Source organism: Polynucleobacter finlandensis (assembly GCF_018881755.1).
GTDB lineage: Bacteria > Pseudomonadota > Gammaproteobacteria > Burkholderiales > Burkholderiaceae > Polynucleobacter > Polynucleobacter finlandensis.
The window spans coordinates 24,205-44,332 of the sequence record NZ_JACVPS010000006.1 but is presented as its reverse complement, the minus strand read 5'-3'; the positions used below and the strand labels follow the sequence as shown (position 1 = coordinate 44,332).

25 protein-coding genes and 1 tRNA gene are annotated in these 20,128 nt (G+C 46.4%); 9 read left to right on the top strand and 17 right to left on the bottom strand.

The genetic code is table 11. The features are described from left to right. Positions 1-18: 18 nt before the first annotated feature. Both ICN49_RS05560 and ICN49_RS05555 read right to left on the bottom strand, forming a co-directional pair. On the bottom strand, positions 19-1,689 hold the full coding sequence (locus tag ICN49_RS05560; protein ID WP_216166598.1) for an AMP-binding protein: 1,671 nt from the start codon (positions 1,687-1,689) through the stop codon (positions 19-21). A gap of 13 nt (positions 1,690-1,702) precedes the next feature. Continuing rightward, complete coding sequence (locus tag ICN49_RS05555) at positions 1,703-2,266, bottom strand: phosphorylase family protein (protein ID WP_216166597.1); 564 nt, start codon at positions 2,264-2,266, stop codon at positions 1,703-1,705. Between the two features lie 11 nt (positions 2,267-2,277). Here ICN49_RS05555 and ICN49_RS05550 point away from each other — a divergent pair, with 11 nt between their 5' ends. Then, entirely contained in the window at positions 2,278-2,796 is a 519-nt protein-coding gene (locus ICN49_RS05550; RefSeq protein ID WP_216166595.1) for an adenine phosphoribosyltransferase, read from the top strand. A gap of 7 nt (positions 2,797-2,803) precedes the next feature. Here the strand turns inward: ICN49_RS05550 and ICN49_RS05545 are convergent, their stop codons facing one another. From ICN49_RS05545 to ICN49_RS05530, 4 genes are read right to left on the bottom strand one after another with little or no spacing between them, the layout of a single operon-like run. Next, entirely contained in the window at positions 2,804-3,085 is a 282-nt protein-coding gene (locus ICN49_RS05545; RefSeq protein WP_216166593.1) for a YqjK family protein, read from the bottom strand. Next, the gene (locus ICN49_RS05540; protein ID WP_216166591.1) at positions 3,085-3,453 is read right to left on the bottom strand and encodes a phage holin family protein; all 369 of its coding nucleotides are present in this window, start codon (positions 3,451-3,453) and stop codon (positions 3,085-3,087) included. The genes ICN49_RS05545 and ICN49_RS05540 overlap by 1 nt, the downstream gene beginning before the upstream one ends. Positions 3,454-3,460: 7 nt before the next feature. Continuing rightward, positions 3,461-3,799, bottom strand: coding sequence for an ElaB/YgaM/YqjD family protein (locus ICN49_RS05535; RefSeq protein ID WP_216166590.1), 339 nt, complete (start codon positions 3,797-3,799; stop codon positions 3,461-3,463). 41 nt (positions 3,800-3,840) lie between these two features. Next, the gene (locus ICN49_RS05530; RefSeq protein WP_216166588.1) at positions 3,841-4,293 is read right to left on the bottom strand and encodes a Smr/MutS family protein; all 453 of its coding nucleotides are present in this window, start codon (positions 4,291-4,293) and stop codon (positions 3,841-3,843) included. Positions 4,294-4,339: 46 nt separating this feature from the next. Here ICN49_RS05530 and ICN49_RS05525 point away from each other — a divergent pair, with 46 nt between their 5' ends. Further along, positions 4,340-5,434: an alpha/beta fold hydrolase gene (locus ICN49_RS05525; protein ID WP_216166586.1), complete on the top strand. Its 1,095-nt coding sequence runs from the start codon at positions 4,340-4,342 to the stop codon at positions 5,432-5,434. Between the two features lie 27 nt (positions 5,435-5,461). Further along, complete coding sequence (locus ICN49_RS05520; protein ID WP_216166584.1) at positions 5,462-6,730, top strand: amidohydrolase family protein; 1,269 nt, start codon at positions 5,462-5,464, stop codon at positions 6,728-6,730. 43 nt (positions 6,731-6,773) lie between these two features. Here the strand turns inward: ICN49_RS05520 and ICN49_RS05515 are convergent, their stop codons facing one another. The 3 genes from ICN49_RS05515 to ICN49_RS05505 all read right to left on the bottom strand — a co-directional run bounded on the left by ICN49_RS05515 (position 6,774) and on the right by ICN49_RS05505 (position 8,035). Then, positions 6,774-7,070: a hypothetical protein gene (locus ICN49_RS05515; protein ID WP_216166583.1), complete on the bottom strand. Its 297-nt coding sequence runs from the start codon at positions 7,068-7,070 to the stop codon at positions 6,774-6,776. Between the two features lies 1 nt (position 7,071). Continuing rightward, positions 7,072-7,251 carry a helix-turn-helix domain-containing protein gene (locus ICN49_RS05510; RefSeq protein WP_216166582.1) on the bottom strand — a complete coding sequence of 60 codons (180 nt, stop codon included), beginning with the start codon at positions 7,249-7,251 and terminating at the stop codon, positions 7,072-7,074. 211 nt (positions 7,252-7,462) lie between these two features. Continuing rightward, on the bottom strand, positions 7,463-8,035 hold the full coding sequence (locus ICN49_RS05505) for a phasin family protein (protein WP_216166581.1): 573 nt from the start codon (positions 8,033-8,035) through the stop codon (positions 7,463-7,465). A gap of 239 nt (positions 8,036-8,274) precedes the next feature. On the opposite strand from ICN49_RS05505, the gene ICN49_RS05500 reads away from it, so the two are divergent. Then, positions 8,275-8,814, top strand: coding sequence for a hypothetical protein (locus ICN49_RS05500; RefSeq protein ID WP_216166580.1), 540 nt, complete (start codon positions 8,275-8,277; stop codon positions 8,812-8,814). A gap of 68 nt (positions 8,815-8,882) precedes the next feature. Here the strand turns inward: ICN49_RS05500 and ICN49_RS05495 are convergent. From ICN49_RS05495 to cysS, 6 genes are all read right to left on the bottom strand, one after another. Next, a tRNA-Ser gene (locus tag ICN49_RS05495) sits at positions 8,883-8,977 on the bottom strand. Positions 8,978-9,047: 70 nt separating this feature from the next. Continuing rightward, complete coding sequence (locus ICN49_RS05490) at positions 9,048-10,298, bottom strand: aspartate kinase (RefSeq protein WP_216166579.1); 1,251 nt, start codon at positions 10,296-10,298, stop codon at positions 9,048-9,050. Between the two features lie 61 nt (positions 10,299-10,359). Continuing rightward, positions 10,360-11,721 (bottom strand): tRNA lysidine(34) synthetase TilS, encoded by a 1,362-nt coding sequence (gene tilS, locus ICN49_RS05485; RefSeq protein WP_216166578.1) that lies wholly within the window; start codon positions 11,719-11,721, stop codon positions 10,360-10,362. After that, on the bottom strand, positions 11,687-12,658 hold the full coding sequence (locus ICN49_RS05480) for an acetyl-CoA carboxylase carboxyltransferase subunit alpha (protein ID WP_216166576.1): 972 nt from the start codon (positions 12,656-12,658) through the stop codon (positions 11,687-11,689). Before ICN49_RS05480 ends, tilS begins: the two co-directional genes overlap by 35 nt. A gap of 9 nt (positions 12,659-12,667) precedes the next feature. Continuing rightward, positions 12,668-13,333 (bottom strand): DNA-3-methyladenine glycosylase family protein, encoded by a 666-nt coding sequence (locus tag ICN49_RS05475; RefSeq protein WP_216166574.1) that lies wholly within the window; start codon positions 13,331-13,333, stop codon positions 12,668-12,670. Beyond that, the gene (gene cysS / locus ICN49_RS05470; protein WP_216166572.1) at positions 13,333-14,757 is read right to left on the bottom strand and encodes a cysteine--tRNA ligase; all 1,425 of its coding nucleotides are present in this window, start codon (positions 14,755-14,757) and stop codon (positions 13,333-13,335) included. The genes ICN49_RS05475 and cysS overlap by 1 nt, the downstream gene beginning before the upstream one ends. A gap of 87 nt (positions 14,758-14,844) precedes the next feature. On the opposite strand from cysS, the gene ICN49_RS05465 reads away from it, so the two are divergent. Genes ICN49_RS05465 through ICN49_RS05455 form a run of 3 tightly spaced genes read left to right on the top strand, consistent with a single transcriptional unit; the run spans position 14,845 to position 16,962 of the window. Then, positions 14,845-15,651 carry a tetratricopeptide repeat protein gene (locus ICN49_RS05465; RefSeq protein WP_216166570.1) on the top strand — a complete coding sequence of 269 codons (807 nt, stop codon included), beginning with the start codon at positions 14,845-14,847 and terminating at the stop codon, positions 15,649-15,651. 19 nt (positions 15,652-15,670) lie between these two features. Beyond that, positions 15,671-16,174 (top strand): peptidylprolyl isomerase, encoded by a 504-nt coding sequence (locus ICN49_RS05460; RefSeq protein ID WP_216166569.1) that lies wholly within the window; start codon positions 15,671-15,673, stop codon positions 16,172-16,174. Then, on the top strand, positions 16,171-16,962 hold the full coding sequence (locus ICN49_RS05455) for a UDP-2,3-diacylglucosamine diphosphatase (protein WP_216166567.1): 792 nt from the start codon (positions 16,171-16,173) through the stop codon (positions 16,960-16,962). The genes ICN49_RS05460 and ICN49_RS05455 overlap by 4 nt, the downstream gene beginning before the upstream one ends. Positions 16,963-16,998: 36 nt before the next feature. On the opposite strand, the gene ICN49_RS05450 is transcribed toward ICN49_RS05455, so the two are convergent. Continuing rightward, on the bottom strand, positions 16,999-17,787 hold the full coding sequence (locus tag ICN49_RS05450; protein ID WP_216166565.1) for an inositol monophosphatase family protein: 789 nt from the start codon (positions 17,785-17,787) through the stop codon (positions 16,999-17,001). Positions 17,788-17,917: 130 nt separating this feature from the next. Between ICN49_RS05450 and ICN49_RS05445 the strand changes: the two genes are divergently transcribed. Continuing rightward, positions 17,918-18,661, top strand: a complete 744-nt coding sequence (locus ICN49_RS05445; protein ID WP_216166563.1) for an RNA methyltransferase — start codon at positions 17,918-17,920, stop codon at positions 18,659-18,661. A 23-nt stretch (positions 18,662-18,684) separates the two neighbouring features. Further along, positions 18,685-19,449, top strand: coding sequence for a serine O-acetyltransferase (cysE, locus tag ICN49_RS05440; protein WP_216166561.1), 765 nt, complete (start codon positions 18,685-18,687; stop codon positions 19,447-19,449). Between the two features lie 19 nt (positions 19,450-19,468). Here the strand turns inward: cysE and ICN49_RS05435 are convergent, their stop codons facing one another. Next, positions 19,469-20,098: an FKBP-type peptidyl-prolyl cis-trans isomerase gene (locus tag ICN49_RS05435; protein WP_255535416.1), complete on the bottom strand. Its 630-nt coding sequence runs from the start codon at positions 20,096-20,098 to the stop codon at positions 19,469-19,471. Positions 20,099-20,128 lie beyond the last annotated feature (30 nt).

Below are 20,128 nucleotides of genomic sequence, written 5' to 3'. Positions count from 1 at the left end.
GAACTCTATAGGCCTAGCTTATAGAGCCCTGAGTTCACGACGCAAGATCTTGCCAACGTTGGATTTAGGCAGATCATGAACAAAGATGATTTTTCTTGGACGCTTGTAACTCGTCATCTGCTCTTTGCAAAACTGAATCACTTGCGCCTCTGTTAGATGCTTATCATCTTTGACGATATAAGCCTTAACGATCTCCCCTAGCTTACGGTGGGAAGCTCCAATAACGGCACACTCTCGTACTCCTGGAATCTGTGAAATGACTTCCTCGACTTCATTCGGGAATACTTTAAAACCAGCAACAACAATCATGTCCTTTTTACGATCAACAATCGTAATGAAGCCCTCATCATCCAAGATACCAATGTCGCCAGACTTGAAAAAGCCATCCACCGTAATAAAGCGTTTTGTTTCTTCCGCTTGATTCCAGTAGCCCGCCATGACTTGGGGGCCCTTGATACAAATCTCTCCTGGCGTCCCATTTGGCAACTCCACACCATCATCATCCAAGATAATGACATCCGTACTGGGAACGGGCATACCGATAGTTCCGTTAAAGCTATTGACTAAAGGTGTGTTGACGCACACCACAGGCGAGGTTTCAGATAAACCGTAACCCTGAGCAATAGGAATGCCTGTGAGTTTTTGCCAAAGATCTGCAGTTTTCTTTTGCACAGCCATACCACCACCAATAGTCACCAACAAATTGGGTAGCTTCACATGCAAGAATTCAGGTCGGTGAATTAGGGCATGAAATAAGGTGTTTACTCCTGGGAAGATGTTGATGTTGGGATGCTTTATAAGCATCTTGATAAACCCAGAGATATCCCTTGGGTTAGGTACCAGAATCAACAACCCCCCTTTGCGCATACCCAGTAAAGCACAAGCAGTTAAGGCAAAAATATGGGTCAGTGGCAATGCACATAAGAAGACCAACTGCTCCACTTTTGCATCTTTGAGTCCGGGCTCCAGCCAAGTTTCGATTTGAATGACATTAGCGAGGATATTTCGATGAAGCAGTATGGCGCCCTTAGATATCCCAGTAGTACCGCCGGTATATTGTAAGAAGGCAATATTATCCAAACCGATTCTAGGTTTAGAAAATGAGTGTTCTTTGCCAAGCTTCAAGGCCTCATTCAATCGCACGCATGAGAAATCCCATGGAGCCACGAGCTTTTTAATATGGCGTGCCACGAAGTTGATCACAAGACCCTTGATGCCCAGAAGCTCACCAAGGCTACTCACTATCACTTGCTTTAGCTGCGCCTGATCTGCAATCTGCTGGTAGATGTGGCAGAAGTTTTCTAAAATCACCAGAACTTCGGCACCGCTATCTTTGAGTTGATGCTCAAGCTCTCTGGGTGTGTACAAAGGATTGACGTTGACAACTACAAAGCCTGCGCGCAATGTACCCAGCATGGATACCAGGTATTCCGTCACATTGGGAAACATAATCGCTACTCGGGCGCCAGGCTCAAGACCTTGGGTCTGAAGATAGGCAGCAAAGTCTTTCGAAAGGCGATCTAGCTCACGGTAAGTGAGGGTCTTGCCCATAGACTCTAGTACATTGCGATTGGGGTAGCGCTTAAACGATTCTTCGAATATCTCCACTAATGAAGAATAATGAGAGAGGTCTATCTCGTGAGGCACTCCCTCGGGGTAATTCTTTAGCCAGGGCTTTGCAGAATTCACACGCTTACCCTGATTAGAACTTCATTAAATCATTGAGCTTTTCTAAAAAAAGCGTCTGGCCATGATTCACCTTTGCTTGCCAATCCTTTGCGGAGTCTTCATTGGCGTCATCAGTAATATATTTAAATGACTGCCATGGAATTCCATGCTGATGAGCAACTGTAGCAATAGCAAATAGCTCCATATCTACAACGTCGACCTTTTGTTCATCTAACCATGGATCAAATGCAGTCACAAAGCTATCTCCAGAGCCACATACATGTTCACCGCTCAAGGAGAAGTATTCAAATGGTCTTGGACAAAACGGTGTTTGTCCTCTTGGGGCCAAAGGTTCAGTTTGCATATCACGCTGAATCACCCTAGCGATTTCTAATAAGCCTTGCAGTTGTGGATTGACTTTGCCGGCGGTGCCAAAGTTCACAATTCTTTTGGGTTGCAACTCCTGCATTGCCTTGAGCGTGGTGAGTGATGCATTAATCTTGCCAATTCCAGAATAGACAATCTTTACCCCCTGCGGCATTGCTGCGCGCTTGAGCTCGGACTCCAATGCGGTAATAATGAGCAATTCTGTTTTCATGTCTGCCAATAATGAATTTATTAGATTATCTACCCGGAGTCCCAGACTTTCCTAAGCCCGGAATTCTCTTTAGGGATATCTCCCCGTTATTAGCCAATCCAGCAGCTTTTAAAGAGGCTATTCGCCAATTAGATGATCTGGCCAAGACTTTTGATTACACCCATATTCTAGGGATTGAATCGCGCGGCTTCATCTTTGGTTCAGCCCTGGCTCACCATGCTCATAAGGGGTTGGCGCTTGCCAGAAAGCCTAATAAGCTCCCCTTGGCAAGCCACCGAGAAGCCTACGGCCTTGAATATGGCAACGACTCCTTAGAACTTCAGCAGTCCACCTTACCGCAAGGTGCGCGTGTTTTATTAGTTGATGATGTCTTGGCTACTGGAGGCACCTTGATTGCTGCCAATAAGCTACTCAAGAGTGCTGGCTTTGAAGTGTGTGGTGCCTTAACCTTGTTAGAAATCGCGGGCTTAAATGGCTCAGCATTACTCACACAACATGGAATACAAAATAAAACCTTAATAGTTGCTTAGAAAAGGTTTAAATGATGCTCTTGGCGCTTTTCAAAAGCTTCATTGCACCCCAACCAACAGCGAGCGCTTTGCTAGCCAACTTGGGCTTGTAATGGGCCAGCACTGCAAAGGCAGTACTCCATAGAACTGGGTTATTACGCAGGAAATTAACAGTATCGATCCCCTTGTCAGCCCAGGAGAGTGGCTTTTCCCAGGGTTCAAAGTGGGCGGAAAGTTCCTGCCGCTCCTTAGCCGACCTATTCTGCAATTCTTGACGGCGCTTTTCTAAGACCTTGAGATTGTTGCCCATTACTTAGACAGTTCCTCGCGGTCTTTCTGGAGCTCAGAGATAGTAGCTTCAAATAATTTGGGCATGGTTCGCAAAGATTGCAGAATGACCGCAGCCAAAATCACACCTACCGCTAAAAATCCACTCGTTAATAAAGTGAGCGCCAAGATGCGGTCGGTTTCCCAGCTATAAATCACGATCAACAATGCCAGCATCACCAAGCCAAAGAATAAAAAGAATAAAGTAAAAACAATCATCACCAGCAAGCTAATGAATTTGCTTCTGGCAATTTGTACATCCGTTGAGATTAATTCAAGACGGGTTTGCGCAATCGAGGCACCAGTGGAAACTAAATTCTTGAGCGAGGAAAGTAAATTTTCTTGTGACATTATTTTCCTAGCGGCGACGAATGAATAAGCCGATCAACAATCCTAGACCAGCAGCTACTCCAACAGCCTCCCAGGGATTTCGATGCACAAACTCATCAGCGCTTTCAGCAACAACTTTCGCTTTATCGGTTAATGAACCTTGTGCATTCGAGAAATTCTCTTTTGCACTGGAGAGTGTCTCTAGCGCCTTTGAGCGAATTGAACCGATCACGCCATCCTCTTGTCCTGCCGTCGCCTTAATCAAAGCCTCAGCATCTGCCATCAGGGCTTTGAAATCGCCAACCAATTGCTCAGAATCAATGCTCGCTTCCGGATGTTCAATGTGTGCTGGTTTTCTAGCTGTCATGGCATTACCTTAAAAAATGGCCTATGTTCCATTCTAAGCAATTATGAGTTCCCACCCAATAATAAAACCGTCATACCGGCATTTCCTTCCTTAAAAAGCTTTAGATGCCGCTTTAAGCTGGGGCGTCTTCTCAATAGGGCATGGTAAGCATCGCTTGCATAAGCAACATCCTCGCCAAAGTAATATTGATCAACTCGATCTGAAAAGTAATTATTTTCTAGAGCATCATGTAAAGCCCATTTAATGCGACCACCCTCACCACTCGACCCGTAACCATGAATAAGCAGTATCACTTTGACTCCCGCCTCACTCGCACGGCGTAAATGGTGAGTTAAGCGGTCCAACGCTTCTTCTGCACTTGGGCCGCCCCGTTTTAAGTTCAGCTCAATCGTGTCGCTCAGCAATACAGGCAGGGTCTCGCTACCGCAATGCTGGCAGTGATGCATTAGTGGCCGAGGATTGCCACAATCAGGACATTCGCATGGGAGAGCCATTTAGAAATTCCTGTTATAAATATCGAATAATAAAAAGGAGACAGTAATGCATTGCACCATTATGAAGGGGCTACTGCTTGCCCTGCTATTGATTTCTATTAACGCATTGGCCCATAAACCCAATGAACCGACTCATCAGATATATCCCGAAGGTGATTTAGCCCTAGAAAATGGCTCGGTCATCAAAGACTTTGATCTGTCATATACAACTCAAGGCACATTAAACGCTGATAAGAGCAATGCCATCCTCATGGTCACTGCGATTGGCGGAAATCATCATCGCATTGACTACCTGATTGGCCCCGGAAAAGCGCTTGATACTGATAAATACTTTGTGATCTGCACTGATGCCATTGGTAACGGGCTAAGTACTTCACCTTCAAACAGCAAGTCGCAGCCTAATGTGAGTTTTCCAGAGTTCAATATGCGCGATATGGTGAACAGTCAGCATCGCCTGATTGCCGACCACTTTGGCATCAAGAAATTAGTCGCCGTTGTTGGTGCTTCGATGGGCGGCATGCAGGCACTGCAATGGGCCGTTTCTTATCCCAATGCCATGCAGGCCATTATTCCGATTATTCCACTCGCCAAAACCCATGCTTGGACGACTGGCGTACTGGAGATGCTACGTCAAAGCATCATGACTGACCCAGCTTATCAAGGTGGTAAGTACGATAAACCCGTTGAGCAAGGAATGCGTCTTTGGTCTGGATGGCTCAGTGGTGTGATTGTGAGAACCCCCGCCTATCAAGATCAACTAAATGCAACAACCGAGGCCGAAGTGGAATATCTCAAAAAGGTACAAGACAGTGGCTGGAAGCGTATGGATGCTAATGACTGGATCTGGCAATCACGTGCTTACGACCGCCATGATGTTGGCCAAACCAAAGGTTTTAATGGCGATACAGCTGGCGCCCTCAAATCCATTAAAGCTAAAACTCTCATCCTCGCTGGCACCGGTGACTTACTCAATCCTGAAGCAGATGCCAAAGCATCGGCCAAACTAATTCCAGGAGCAAAGTATCTGGCTATTAATGATCGCTTGCCTATGGGGCATCTATCCGGCGCCGGCGCAACTAAAGATGAAAATGAATTTCAGAACAAGGTGATCGCAGAATTCTTGGCAACACTTAAAAAATAACAAATATTCAAACAGCAGGAGACAAGCATGGATCATCAAAGACGAAAAATATTGCAGTATTCATTGGGCGTAGCATCACTGCCCATCATCGGTGGCATAGGTACAAGCTTAGCTCAACAGGGTTTATCTGCACCCGGTGGATATGATTTGTTAGTGACAGGCGCGCGCGTGATTGACCCGTCACAAAATTTAGATGCGGTAATGGATATTGGTATCCGCAATGGCCGCATCGTTGATATACAAAAAGATTTACCAAAAGATAAGGCTGCTCAGCAAATTAATGCTAGCGGCAAAATCATTACTCCTGGTTTAGTTGATTTACATGCACATACCTACCCTCAGGCCTCTGCCATTGGTTTACCGGCCGACGAACTGGTACCATTTACTGCCACGACCACCTATGTGAGTGCTGGCGATGCTGGTGGCAATAACTTCTCTGCCTTCAAACACTACATTCAGGCACAAGCAAGAAGTCGCATGTTTGCATTTGTTCACATTTCATCTATTGGCTTGGCTGGCTACCCCGTAGGCGAAATGAGAAATATCGATTACGCCAATATTGATTTAGCAGCACGGGTTGTTAATGAAAATCCTGACATCGTTCTCGGAATTAAAGTTCGCGAGACCCTGGATGTCGTTGGAGAAAATGGCATTGAACCATTACGCCGCGCAAGGGAAGCGGCAGAACGCTCAGGCGTTAAAGGCGCTCGAGTGATGTGTCACATTGGCAATGCCCCTGGAGACCTCAGTAAATTATTGGATCTGTTGCGCCCAGGCGATATCCTGACCCATGCCTATAGTGGCGCAGGTAATAACACCGTACAAAATGGCAAACTCATTGCAGCGGCGCTAGAAGCAAAAAAACGCGGCGTCATCATAGATGTTGGTCATGGCGGTGGTAGCTTTGACTTTACTATTGCCGAACCTGCCATCCAGCAAGGTTTAATACCGGATACGATCTCCTCCGACTTGCATGCTTTCAGTGGAAACTCTCCCAGCATTCCTTATTTACCCAATGTTATGAGTAAGTTTTTAACGCTTGGTTTTAGTTTGAATCAAGTAATAGCCATGACAACCAATAGACCAGCAGCAATTATTAATCGAGATCCACTGCTGGGCACTCTCAAGAAAAATGCCCCAGCCGATATATCTATTTTGGATCTGGTTGAGAAACCTGTGGAATGGTTGGACACGCGCGGCAATAAACGACCTGGCATGTATAGCCTGGTTCCAGTACAAACAATTCGTGCAGGCAGGCCTTTCGGGCGACCTTTTGTAGCCCCCTTCGGCTACTAAAACTTATTACGCAAGGCCTCTCAAGGTCTTCCGTATCTCTATCTTATGAGCAGTACTTCATCTCTAAAGTACTTGCATCTTTGGCCTTATCGTCAACCATTTGATTCATTGCCTTTTGGGCAACTTCTCGATTGTCCTGAACCTTTAGTGTTGCCGAAATCAAACTTGCCACATCTTTGCGGATAGCTGTATTGCCGTACTGAAGATTTTTCAAGGTTGCCACAGTCTCAGCTGAAATCTTGCATTGTTGAGTCATCAATGCCGATGAATCAGTTGTTGTGTTGGCATAAGCAAATGCAGCTACGGATACACAAACGCCTGCTAGTAATGTCTTTTTCATTTTATTTCCTAACTTTCTGACCGCACGTTGGACAACAACCTGAATCTTTTGCTTTAAATTTTCTGAGCGCTGCGTAAACACTAGATTCCGAGATCTCCATCTTTCTCGCAGCCTGAGCAGCACTCAAACCCTTCCCCACCCACTCAATCGCTTGATGGGTTTTTGGCACCAGTCTTTTCATAACGCTCCTTTCGAGTAATCACTATACCACAGAACTTCAGATGTTGTGAAGTTGTGAACAATTATTTGTAGATGTTGTTTTAATGCTTCAAAGCTCTGTATTTAGATTGGTAGTTGCCTAGCGGCCCTAAAGAATTCCAGGCGTGGCAGTTTCGGAGTAGAAAAAGCAAAAGCCGCCCGAAGGCGGCTTTCAGTAAAACAGTTAAAACGAGTTAAGCGGCTTTACGGCTTTTTGCAGCAGGCTTAGCAGGTGCGTACTGACCCTGAATGTTTGCCAATGCAGCGTCAACACTCTTCTCAAAGTTTGCAAATGCATCAGTTGCAGTAGCGCGAACTTGATCAAACTGTTGGAGTGAAGTTTCGAAAGCAGATGTGAATGCAGAGATAAAAGCCTCTGAACCAGCAGGAGCAGTCTTAGTAGCTTGTTTAACAAACTTAACTAGATCGTCACGTGCATCATCAATAGAAGCGTCAACTACTTGAGCAACTTCTTTGTTACCGTTACGAACTACTTTGTTAACTTTAGCTTGGTAAGCAGCAGCGTACTTAGCGGCTTCTTGAGCAACTTCTGGCTGAGCTAATTTAGATAATTGTTGTGCATCTTTAATAGCTAACAACTGTGCGCTAGCGTCTTGAGCTGCGGCTAAAGCATCTTTAGCAGCTGCTTGATTAATTTCTGCTAATTCTTGCGCGCTTTCAACGGCTACTTGAGCTAAATGTTTTGCACTTTCAACAGCTTTAGCTTGAGCTTGAGAGATTTGATCGTTTAATTGGTTTTGAAACATGATTATTTTCCTTACTTAAGTAGATGAGTTAATTTGTTGCGATGCACCATTCTAAGGAAGTTTTTGTGCACTTGCAACATTTATTTGGTGCAAAGCAACAAAAAGTTAGAAAAGTGCTCTGAATAGCCTAAAAATGGCCATATAAGCCAAGATTATGTTGATTCTGCCCCACGCGGATGTAAAGAAAATGACCCTGGAAGAGACGATAGTATGATTCGGAGGGTCTAAGGGAGCTAAAAATGTACCGTATTGCTTTGTTACTAGTAGTAAGTTTTGGGTTATTGGCTTGTGCCAATAACGATAAAAAGGTTGGTTCATGGGAAATAAACGATGTATATCAATCGACCATGGTCACACCCAATCCAGTTACTGGTGAAAAAACCTATGTTGGGCCACCCATTAATACAATGGATGCAGCCAATACTTACGAGATGTTTAGCTTAAGAAGCGAGCAAACAAAGCAAGGCGTCAAATCGTATGAACTTCTCGTTCACCTCACCTATTTTTCACAATGGCGTTACTACGATTCAGCAAGCTTAGCGAACGCCCCTGCCCCTACTTTCAAAGTGATTTCCAGAGAAGCTGGTGTCTGCGAAGCGAGTGGCTGCACGTTTAAGGAGCTGCTCTCGATCAGCCTAACGGATGCTTTCTTAAAAGATCATCTGAAGAATGGCTTTCAAATGAACATCTCTTCAAAATCGGGAGTGAAGACTGATCTGTATGTGCCACCTCAATATATCCAAGGATATTTGAAGGCCGTAGATGGAATCAGTCGTTAGGCGACTTTCTAATACAGTACAGGGGAAATAAATAAAGGGGCTAGTAGCCCCTTTATTCATATAAATACTGGCGGAGACGAGAGGATTCGAACCTCCGATCAGAGTTTTAGCCCCGATGCTCCCTTAGCAGGGGAGTGCCTTCGACCAGCTCGGCCACGTCTCCGTATTAATGCATTTACAACGCCCCACAGTTTAACGGATTACCGCCAGACAGTGGGATTACTGCTTAATCCTTACTTTTGATCGAGCTCGAACGCCTTGTGTAAAGCGCGTACAGCTAGCTCCATGTATTTCTCATCAATCACAACGGAGATCTTGATTTCGCTCGTAGAGATCATGAGGATGTTGATGCCCTCTTCCGACAAAGTACGGAACATCTTGCTAGCAATACCCACATGAGAGCGCATACCAACGCCGACAACTGAAACCTTAGAAACCTTTGGGTCGCCAGTAATCTCTTTGGCTTCAATATGGGCTTGAACACCACTCTTCAAGAGGTCAAGCGCCTTTTGATACTCGGCACGAGGGACTGTAAAAGTGAAGTCAGTCTTACCTTCGTATGACTGATTCTGAATGATCATGTCGACATCAATATTTGCATCAGCGATCGGACCTAAGATTTGATAGGCGATACCTGGGCGATCAGGAACTCCCAGAACGGTAATCTTCGCTTCATCACGCGCAAAGGCGATGCCGGAAATAACGGCGGCTTCCATAGTGCTGTCCTCTTCAAATGTAATCAAGGTGCCCGACTTCATTTCAATGTCGAGGGGCATCAAAGGATCTGTCAGGGATGACAGAACCCGGGTTTTAACTTTGTACTTACCGGCAAACTCAACCGAACGAATTTGTAACACCTTCGAACCTAAGCTGGCCATTTCCAGCATTTCTTCAAAAGTAATTTTGTCTAAACGACGCGCATCTTCACAGACGCGTGGATCGGTGGTGTAAACACCATCTACGTCGGTGTAAATCAAACACTCATCAGCCTTCAGGGCAGCTGCCATCGCAACAGCGGAGGTATCTGAACCGCCACGGCCTAATGTTGTGATGTTGCCTTGAGGGTCAACACCTTGAAAGCCTGTGACCACCACTGCACGACCAGCATTGAGGTCAGCTAGAATTTTTTTATCGTCAATGGATTTAATGCGCGCTTTAGTAAATGATGAGTCTGTATGCACAGTGACTTGCCAACCCGCATAACTCACAGCGTCAACACCTTCACGCAATAAAGCCAGCGCCAATAGGCCGGAGCTAACCTGCTCACCTGTTGAAGCAATCTGGTCAAGCTCGCGGGGATTTGCTTCTGGATTAATATCTTTTGCCAACCCCAACAAGCGATTGGTTTCGCCTGACATAGCAGAAGGAACCACCACAACCTGGTGACCAGCACGCATCCACTTAGCAACGCGCTTGGCGACATTCTGTATGCGCTCAACTGAGCCCATTGAGGTGCCACCGTACTTATGAACAATAAGAGCCATAAAAACTGTCTATTTAACTATCTGTAGCAGGGAAACAAATCCCTGTGTGTCTAAAAAGGGCTTATTTTACAGGGTTTTGTACCCATTCAGGCAGCACTCGCTTGCCTGATGCCTTGAGGTGGGGGTAACTGACCCCAAGACCGGCGACAGCAATTAAATTGCCATCGATGTACAGCAATGGCGCCTGGCGCAACCAAGGGGCGATATCACCCTCCTGAAAGAGATTCTTCAGGGTTTTGCGTGGGGTATTCGCCTTCAGTTGCAGCTTTTCAGAGCCCTGGCGCACTTTGAATTCCACGCTGCCCCGCTGCTGGCACTCAGCAACCCACTGCGCTGAAAGACCGGGAGTCTTGCTTCTTAAGGAGATGGGTCTAAATACCCACTGCCCAGTTTCTTGAGAATCTTGCTCTTTTTGGGTCACCTGCAAATGCCCGCGCCATAGACGAATACTCGAGCCATCATGGCGCCACTCCAGTTTGGAGTCTGATTTAACCTGTTTTAAATCTGCCCACCAGGAATGCAAGCGTTCTTGTGAGGGCATTGCAAGCTGATGACTCTTAAGCCAAAAACGAATGAGATTATTCGCTGCGGGTAAATCTCTTTCGGCCAGCTTAAGCAAGGACTTAAGCGTCAATTGATTTTTGTTAAGGATAGCTTTGCCATCTTGATGAGCAACCCTATCTAACAACACTTGTGCATCAGCCATCAATTGAGCGCTTCTGGCTAAATTAGCAATTGCGTCAGGCTGAATTTTTTCTAGTCGCGGAATAATCTCTTTGCGAATAGCGTTGCGGCGGTAGCTGGTGTCTTGATTACTTGGATCTTCAATCCATTTAAGTTTGTTTTTCTTAGCGTAAGCCTCTAGCTCTTTTCTGTTTTGGTCCAAAAGCGGCCGTTTGAGAAAAATATTTTTAGCTTCTGAATCTAAAAATCTCTGCTCTGGCATACCAGACAGCCCAGCAGCACCAGCACCGCGTAAGAGCTGTAACAAAACCGTTTCTGCTTGGTCGTTTTGATGGTGGGCCAGCAATAAGTCTGTAATGCCATACTCAAGACAAAGATCAGTCAAGGCTTCATAGCGTCCCGCTCTTGCTCTAGCCTCGATATTGCCTTGCGTTGTATCGCCCGCTAAATGCAGTAGCCGAAAGTCAAAATGGATTTTGTATTTTTTGGCTAGCTTCTCGCAAAATAACAGCCACTGATCAGCGCTCTTTTGTAAGCCATGATGAATATGAAAAGCCCAGATCTCGACCGGGGCCTCGCCTGATGTTTTTGTGTCTGTCTTTTTGGTGGCCAACTGATTTGTTTGCTGTGCTTTGCAAACAATATCGAGCAATACAACCGAATCTAGGCCGCCGCTCAAGGCAACTGCGATTCGCTTGCTTGCCTTAAGACTTGCTGTCGATTTCCTTGAACTTGCCATAGCTCATCAAACGCTCATGGCGACGCTCTAACAGCGCATCCACTTTCATACCCTGGAAGGTCTTTAAGGATTCGGCCAATGCTTTACGCATATTGACCATCATCGTGTCGTAATCACGATGTGCGCCACCAACTGGCTCAGCCACAATCTTGTCAATCAGCCCCAAGGTTTTCAGGCGTTGTGCTGTTAAGCCCAATTGCTCTGCTGCTTCAGGTGCTTTTTCTGCAGTCTTCCACAAAATAGAAGCGCAACCTTCTGGCGAAATCACTGAGTAAGTTGAGTTTTGTAACATCAGTACAACGTCGCCCATCGCAATCGCTAATGCTCCACCCGAACCGCCCTCACCAATAATCGTGGCGATGATGGGAACTTCTAGCTCAGCTTGCACATAAAGGTTTCGGCCAATCGCTTCGGACTGATTGCGCTCTTCTGCATCGATACCCGGAAAAGCACCCGGTGTATCAACAAAGGTAAATACTGGTAGACCAAATTTTTCTGCAAGACGCATTAAGCGCATTGCTTTTCGATAACCCTCTGGACGACTCATGCCAAAGTTTCTTAAGGCGCGCTCTTTTGTGTCACGCCCCTTTTGATGGCCAATGACCATGCATGGCTCATCACCGAAGCGCGCTAAGCCTGCAACGATCGATTGATCATCTGCAAAATTACGATCGCCATGCAACTCATGGAAGTCTGTAAACAAGGCATTGAGATAATCTAATGTGTACGGTCTTTGGGGATGACGGGCAACTTGCGATACCTGCCATGGCGTCAGATTGGCATAAACATCTTTAGTCAGCTGTAAGCTCTTTTCAGAGAGCGTTTTGATCTCATCAGAGATATCTACTGATGATTCATCTTGTACAAATTGCAGTTCTTCAATCTTCGACTCTAATTCGGCGATTGACTGCTCAAAATCCAGGAAAGTCGTTTTCATAGCTTGATTTTAATATTCAACTGGGATGGGGTCGATACTTCTCCACATATACCAGGTTGCAACCGTACGCCACGGGGCCCAATTGGCAGCCACCTCACGGGCCTCATGCCGGCTAACAGGCTCTCCACTGAAGTAATTGAGGGAAATAGCCCTAATGAGGCCTACATCGTCCAAAGGCAGGATATCTGGCCTGACCATGTTAAAAATCAGGAACATTTCAGCTGTCCAGCGTCCAATTCCCCGAATTGCGGTTAATTCCTTAATAACGCTTTCATCATCCATGTCTTTCCACTGATTTTTGTGCAATCGACCAGAATTAAAGTGATCCGCCAAATCACGGATGTACTCCACCTTACGACCAGACAATCCTGCGGCGCGTAACTCTTCAACAGTCAATGCCAAGATGTTTTTAGGGTTCACTTTCTTTTTGGCGACAAGCAGAACTTTGTTCCAAACGGATTGTGCCGCAGCTACAGAAATTTGTTGTCCAACAATTGCTCTCGCTAAGGTAGTAAAAGCATCGCCACGGGTGACTAAAAAACCAGAGCCGTATTTCGGAATTAATTTCTTCAGGATACGGTCATGCTTCATGAGTTCAGTGCACGCCTGACCCCAATACTCTGGGGCAATATCTTCAACAGTCACATCCACACTCTTTTCTTTTACAGGCGTCACTATGCTCTACGCCACTCAGTAATGCCGCCTGGCTTATCTTCCAGCACCACGCCCTGCTCTAACAAATGCTTGCGAATTGCATCGGCTTTTGCAAAATCTTTTGCTTGTTTAGCAGCAACACGCGCAGCAATCTGCACTTCAATCGCTGCGGCATCCAAACCTTGATCACCATCTCTTGACCCTGCTTGCAAGAAAGTTGTTGGATCGCGTTGCAAAAAATTGAGGCTTGCAGCAAGCGATCTTAAAGTGTTCGCTAAGCGTGATTTCTCATCACCTTGCGCTCGATTGAGTTCAGTCGCTAAATCAAACAGTACCGCTATCGCTTCTGGTGTATTAAAATCATCATTCATTGCCGCTGTAAAACGCTCAACCCATGGGGATGCAGGATCCAGTGGCGTATTGCTGATCACGGGCACTTGAGCAAGAGCGGTATATAAACGCACCAAGCCCGTACGCGCCTCCTCTAACTGAGCATCGCTGTAATTAATGGGGCTGCGGTAATGCGCCTTAAGCATAAAAAAGCGCACTACTTCAGGATCAAAACTTTTTAATACATCTCGAATTAAAAAGAAATTGCCTAATGACTTAGACATCTTCTCTTCGTTCACCCGAATATGGCCGTTATGCATCCAGTAATTAACAAAGGGATCGTCACCAGCTTTGCGAGCTTGGCCATACAAAGCGCCTTCACTTTGCGCGATCTCATTTTCATGATGAGGAAATTGCAAGTCTGCGCCACCACCATGAATATCAAAATGCTCGCCAAGTAAGTCACATGACATTGCCGAGCACTCAATATGCCAACCAGGCCTACCTTCACCCCAAGGGGATTTCCAACGAGTATCAGCAGGCTCATCAGGTTTGGCACTCTTCCATAGAACAAAATCCAGAGGATCCCGCTTACCACCACCAATAGCTACGCGCTCGCCAGCATTAAGCTCATCCAGGCTTTTGCCTGAGAGCTGTCCATATTGCGGAAATAAGCGAACGGCAAAGTTCACATCGCCCTCATCGACTTGATAAGCCAGCTCATTTTCGATCAAGCGGCCAATCATGCCCTGCATCTGCTTGATGTAATTGGTGGCACGCGGTTCTTGATCGGGATGCATTAAACCCAGCTCTTCCGAATCAGTATGCATCGCCTCAATAAAACGATTGGTCAGTGCTGCAATCGGTTCGCCATTCTCAACGGCGCGCTTAATGATTTTGTCGTCAATATCGGTGATATTGCGCACATAAATCACCTCATAGCCACTTGCCCTTAACCAGCGCACCACCATATCGAAAACGATCATGACGCGCGCATGGCCAATATGACAAAAGTCGTAAACTGTCATGCCACAGACGTACATCTTCACCTTGCCCGGCACGATGGGCTTAAATACCTGTTTAGAACGGCTAAGGGTGTTATAGATTTGCAGCATATGGCTATAAAAGGTGGGCAAGTTGCGCCAATTTGTTAGACTGAGCGCTGAGTATATCGAATGAGTCAGTTTTACACCCTTCCCCTTATGTCAGCTACCCCTTCAGCATTGCGTCAAATCCATATTTGGATCTTAGGTACTTTATTAGTCGCTATTGGCCTAGCAGGGTGCAGCACGCCAGGTCAACAGCAAGCAAGCGCTGAAATTAAAGCCTTAAATGCACAGCAAAGCGAAACACCAGCCGCTGCAACTCAGCCCTATTTGGGTGCGTATGGCCCTAATGATCCACCTAGGCTCTCTACCAATACGGGCTACGACCCTCTAAGCCCTCAGCTATCTGAGGAAGTGGGTCTACCTTTCCTCTCATTCTTGATTATTGAGCCAGATCCCGTCACCAAGAACGCAGTGCCCTCTGATGTGGAGAAACTCCTCAAGGCGCGCAAATATCCTGAGGCGATCGATCTCGTAAACACCCACATTAAAAAATCACCCCGCAATGTGCAGCTGCGGTTTTTGAAGGCACGTCTACAAATTGAGCAGCGCCAGTTTGATCAAGCCAAAAAAACTTTACTGGAAATTACGCAGCAATTTCCGGAGTTGCCTGAGCCCTATAACAATCTTGCCGCCTTGGCTGCAAACCAAAATCAGTGGATTGAGGCGCGCGATTATTTGGAGCTTGCCCTCAAACTACGTCCAAGCTACGCTATTGCCTCAGCCAATCTGGGCGAAGTCTATATTCGTCTAGGCGCAAAGGCCTATGAGAACGCAGCTGAAGCACAACCCAATCAGCGCATGTTCAGCAACCGTGCAAAGGCATTGCTTGAGATTTTGAAGCCTACACCTAGAGCTGCTCAACCAGCGGCTAGCAATAAATCTATTTCACCCACTAACTGATCAGAAAGCAGACCAAACAATGGCGAAAGTACTTCTCAAAACCAATAAAGGTGATATCACCCTTACCCTTGACTCTGCAAAGGCACCTAAAACTGTTGCCAACTTTTTAGAGTATGTCAAAAAAGGACACTACGACAGCACTATCTTTCACCGTGTGATTGATAATTTCATGATTCAAGGTGGCGGTATGACTGCTGGCCTAAAAGAAAAGTCTTCTGGTGCCCAAATTGAAAACGAGGCTGACAATGGCCTGAAGAACGAACGTGGCACTGTAGCCATGGCTCGCACAAGCGATCCTCACTCTGCTACCGCGCAGTTTTTTATTAACGTGGGTGATAACGATTTTTTAAATCACAGCGCTAAAAATGCACAAGGCTGGGGTTATGCTGTATTTGGCAAGGTAACTGATGGCATAGATGTGGTTGATGCCATTCGTAAAGTAAAGACTGGCAACTCCGGCTTTCATCAAGATGTGCCAACTGAAGATGTCGTGATTGAAAAGGCTAGCGTTCTCGAGGAATGATTGTGCAGTTCTCGAGCGCCCTGCTCATTTCTGACTTGCACCTCACGCCGTCAATGCCTTTGACGGCGCAACGCTTCTTTGATTTTTGTGAAAAAGAAGGCCCTGGGGTCGAAGCGGTTTTCATCCTAGGCGATTTATTTGAATATTGGATTGGCGATGATGCTGCATTGGATTCGCCTTTTCAGCAAGAAGTTAAAAGAGCGATTGCCAATCTCTCAACCAAAACCAAAACGTTTTACATGCATGGCAATCGTGACTTTCTGATTGGTGCTGATTATCTTAAAAAAACGGGTATGACTTTATTGCCAGATCCATCTAAGATTGTTATTGCTGGCAATGAGTACATTCTGTGCCATGGTGATTCACTATGCACTGCTGATGTTGGCTATCAAATCTTCCGCAACTGGGTTCGTAAACCTTGGCTACAAAAAATATTCTTGAGAATGCCTTTGCATTGGCGTAAGTCGATTGCCAAAAATCTGCGTAGCAATAGCTCTGCTCAATATCAAAGCTATGCAGGTAATGCCCCTGAGGAGAGGGCTAGAAAAACCAACGTCACCTTACATGCCTGCGCTGCCCTGCAAAGAGATTTGTCTGGCAATAAATTAATCCATGGGCATACCCACCTACCTGCTCATCATCATGAGCAGTTGCATGAACAAACTTGGCAACGCTGGGTGTTATCGGATTGGGATTTAGATCATCCCGAAAGCAGCTTACCGAAGGCAAGCGCCCTTAGAATTGATGCGAGTGGCGTGCATTACACCGACCTAGTAAAAGCTCAGTAAACACCACAACTGCAGTCTTCGTTCCTGCTGACCTCTTTAGCAGGTCGAGTACTTTGATAGACACTGAACCATTTGGGCAAAAATCCGTGGATTGGCGGACATCACTTCGCCACTTTGCAAGAAGCCTTCTTCGCCACGATAGTTACCAATCAGGCCACCAGCTTCAGTAATCAATAGCGCTCCAGCTGCCATATCCCACGGCTTGAGATCGCTCTCAAAGAAACCATCGTAACGGCCCGCAGCCACATAAGCGAGGTCTAAAGATGCAGCGCCTGGGCGACGCAGTCCAGCACACTGACGTGTCATATCGGCAAATATTTTTAAATACTTTTCAAGATCTTGGTCTTCGCGATATGGAAAACCCGTTCCCAACAAACAACCTGCCAAACGATCTTGGGTCGCAACACGCAAACGCCGACGATCTAAGTACGCACCGGCGCCACGCGTAGCGGTAAAGAGTTCATCGCGGGTTGGATCATAGACAACCGCTTGTTGAGTTACGCCATTAACTGCCAATGCGATTGATACCGCATATTGAGGAAAGCCGTGGATGAAGTTGGTTGTGCCATCTAATGGATCAATGATCCAAACATACTCAGCATCAGCGTTGCGCGCACCAGTTTCTTCAGCCAGAAAGCCGTGGCTTGGGTACGCCTCACTCAGGGTTTCAATGATGGCAGCTTCTGCTTGTTTGTCCACCTCAGTCACAAAATCATTGTGCTGCTTGCGATCAACCTGCAAGCGCTCCAAATTGAGGGAGGCTCGGTTAATGACGGTTCCTGCACGACGAGCGGCCTTAATGGCCACATTTAACATGGGATGCATAGTATTGATGGACAAATTAAATAAGAACAAACTCGCGATATTGAAAACTACAGGACAATAACGAGCTAACAGCTTGATTCTAAACGATCACACCCTTTCCAACCAAAATCGCCTCGAACCGAACCCTAATATGAATACCGCAGAAGCCAACTTAATCCGCTGGGCGCTTGTTGAGACAAGCCACCCTGGGAACGTAGGCTCTGCTGCGCGAGCGCTTAAAACCATGGGCTTTAGTGATTTGCGCCTGATTAATCCCAAGGTCAAGGGCATTGCTCAAGAACCCGAGGCTATCGCTTTAGCTAGTGGTGCCGGCGATGTCTTGGCGACTAGCCAAGAATCCAATTCCCTAGAATCCTCGCTGCAAGATTGTTCATTAGTTTTAGGTCTTACCAGTCGAGACCGTGAGTTTGGGCCCCCTCCAATTGATTGGGCATCTGCCCGCGCCCTGATTCAAGAGACCGTGGCAAATCATCGGAGGGTTGCAATGGTCTTTGGAACGGAAAGAACTGGTCTAGAGAACGAACATCTAGCCTTGTGCACCCATCGGGTATGGCTCGATGCAAACCCCGCCTATCCCTCGTTAAACCTCGCCCAAGCGCTGATGGTTTGCGCTTTTACCCTCAGAGAGGCTCTCAGTAAGCCCTCTAGCGTCACTCAAGGTGCTCAGGACTTGCCTGACTATGCAGATCCGGCTGCTGTTGCGGCCATGCTGGAGCACTGGAGAGAGGGTTTAGAGGCGATTGGCTATCTTGACCCTTCCCATCCTAAGAAGCTCATGGCTCGCCTACAGGCCCTATTCTCTAGAAGTCGGCTTCATAAAGAAGAAATTGATCTTCTTCGGGGCATCGCAAAACAAATGCTCCTGAGAAAATAAGCGTATCCCGCTAAAATCAAACCATGCTTAATTCGCTTTTCGACCAAGTCGACTCCATCATTGCCCGTGACCCTGCCGCAAGAAACCGTCTTGAGGTCATCACCTGCTATCCCGGCTTGCATGCTATTTGGCTGCATCGTATCTCTCATTTTTTATGGTCTCTTGGTCTCAAGTGGATTGCACGTCTGTTATCCGTATTTGCAAGATTTTTAACCGGGATTGAAATTCATCCGGGGGCCAAGATTGGCCGGCGCGTATTTTTAGATCACGGCCTTGGCATTGTGATTGGCGAAACTACTGAGATTGGTGATGATTGCACGATCTACCAAGGCGTCACCTTAGGTGGCACCTCGCTTTATAAAGGTGTGAAGCGCCACCCTACTCTTGGCAAAGATGTCGTGATTAGCGCTGGTGCAAAAGTGCTGGGCGGCTTCACAGTGGGCGACGGTGCACGCGTTGGCTCCAATGCTGTGGTTCTGAAAGAAATTCCAGCTGGCGCGACAGCAGTTGGTATTCCTGCGCGAGTACTGCATCCGGATTTACCCAAAAGCTCTGACAGCAAAACCAAAGAATATTTTTCTGCTTATGGCATCACCCCAAACGTGGATGATCCAGTATCGATGGCTCTAAAAGGTTTGATCGACGCGAGCCTTGAGCAAGAGGCAAAGATAGTCGCTCTTGAACAAGCTTTAGCAAAATTAGGAAACCCCGCTAGCGACACTAATTTAAATGAAGAGAGTGACACCAAGCGCGACCTTGGCGCCCTAAAAGAATGGCTTAAAGAGTAAGTCTTAGAATAAATCTTGCTTAGTGCAAGGTTCGAGGATTGGGGTTATTTAGAGTGCTGTTGTCGAGCAAACTATCTAGATCTTCCTCATCATCCCCATCTTGATCATTTGGCATACCAAAGATAAAACTCTCAGCACCTTCAGGGTGGCCATTTTCAATTTCATTACGGGTTGCTTCACGAATATCTTCTACCTGAACCCAGAAACGTAAAGCCATACCAGCAAGCGGATGGTTCCCATCTAACACCACTTGATTGTCAGCAACATCGGTGACGGTATAAATCAAAGTATCTTCATCACCATCATCAACTTCTGCGGCTAAGCTTGCTGCTTCGGCACCCTCTTGGGCCTCAGCTTCAGGAACACCCTCAAATTGCATACCTACTTCTAGTGGCTCCGGAAAGCGCACACGCGGCTCAATCTTGAGTAGTTCTGGATCGTAGTCACCAAATGCTTCATTAGGCTCGAGCTGAATAGTGGCTTCATAGCCAACATCCTGACCATCTAACATAGTCTCGATTTTTGGAAAAGTGCCGTCATAGCCACCGTGCAGGTATACCATCGGAGAATCAGGTTCCTCAATGACATTATTCTGAGCATCGGTTAACTTGTAGCGAAGGGATACGATTGTATTTTTTGCGATCTTCATGCGGAATTCATCAAACATTTATTTTTAATT